1 pseudogene is annotated in these 1,574 nt (G+C 67.8%); it reads right to left on the reverse strand.

The window, feature by feature from the left end:
- Positions 1-131 precede the first annotated feature (131 nt).
- Positions 132-1,333, reverse strand: a pseudogene (locus ACA361_RS42225) (IS3 family transposase).
- Positions 1,334-1,574 lie beyond the last annotated feature (241 nt).

The raw sequence follows: 1,574 nt of genomic DNA on the forward strand, positions 1-1,574 counted from the left end.
CTTGACCAGATCCAGCACCTTGCGGCGGAACTCGGGAGGATAGCTCCTGGGCATCCTGTGCCTCTCTTCATGATCGAAGACACGAGGATTCCAGTAACAGGACGCCACCAAAGCCGGGGCACATCACCGGTCTACCTGGCGCCGGTTGGCGCTGGTGTGTTGTTCGAACGGTAGTGGTTGGCTTCGTACTCGGCAGGTGGCACGTCGCCGATGGCCGAGTGCAGACGCTGGTGGTTGTAACAGCCGATCCACTCGACGATGGCGTATTCGGCCTGGTCACGGGTTCACCAGGTGCGCCCGTGGATCAGTTCGGCCTTGAAGGTGCCGTTCAAGGCTTCGGCCATGGCGTTGTCATAGGAATCGGCGACCGATCCGACCGGTGCCATGACGCCGACATCGGCCAGCCGGGCCACGTACCGGAAACTGGTGTACTGACAGCCGTTGTCGCTGTGGTGAACCAGGCGGCCGGCCTGTGGACGGCCTTCGCGGCGGCGTTGCCACAGCGCCATCTCCAAAGCGTCCAGGGGCAGGTCGGTGCGCAGGTGGTCGGCCAGCTGCCAGCCCACGATGCGGCGGGAGAAGGCGTCCAGCACGAACGCCACATACACCCAGCCCTTCCAGGTGCGCACGTAGGTGATGTCGGCCAGCCACAGCCGGTCCGGCCGGCCGGCAGCCAAAGCCGGTTGACCAGGTCCGGTGGCCGCGGCATCGACTCATCCGGGATGGTGGTGCGGCGGCGGCTGCCGCGCCGCACCCCCTCCAGCCCGTGCTCGCGCGTCAGCCGCTCGACCGTGCATCGCGCCGCCTGCCCGCCCTGGCGGAGCAACTGGCGGTGCACACGCCGAGACCCGTAGACCCCGTAGTTGGCCTGGTGCACGTCGATGATCTGCTTGAGCAGGACCCGTGTCGCGCTGGGCGCGGGCCGAGGGCAGGCGCCGTTTGCGGCCGTAGTAGGTGCCCGGGCACAGGTTGAGGACCCTGCACACCGGCACGGACCCCGAAGCGGTCGCGCAGGTGGTCGACCACCGCGACTACTTCGTCCGGGGCTGGCGAGCTCGGCGGCGAAAAACGTACTGGCCGCCTTGAGGATCTCGCCTGCCCGCTTCAGCTCGCTGTTCTCCTTGCGCAGCCGCTTGAGCTCCTCGCGCTCGGCCGAGGTGAGCTGCTCGGGGCGCCGACCGGCATCGGCCTCGGCCTGACGCACCCACGTGCGCAGGGCCTCGCGGTGGATGCCCAAATCCGCGGCGATCTGCGCGATCGGGCGATCGGACTCCAGCGCCAGCCGCACAGCCCGGTCCCGGAGCTCCTGGGGGTACTTGCGTGGTGCTGCCATCGCGGTCATTCTCCTCCCCGCCAGTCAAGAACATGACTGGCTTGAAGGACTTCACCAAGCCCGGTACGGCTCACAGCAGGCGGGTGGGCAGATGAGGGACGCGTGGAGCCGCCGGGGGGTTCCCCCTGAGATGTGGACACCGGTTTCAGGCGGCAGCGGTGAGGCTACCTGTGGTTTTCTCGTAGTTGATCGGTGAGAGGTGGCCCAAGGCCGAGTGGCGGCGGCGGGTGTTGTAGCGGGT

The organism is Actinomadura sp. 21ATH (assembly GCF_041951345.1).
GTDB lineage: Bacteria > Actinomycetota > Actinomycetes > Streptosporangiales > Streptosporangiaceae > Spirillospora.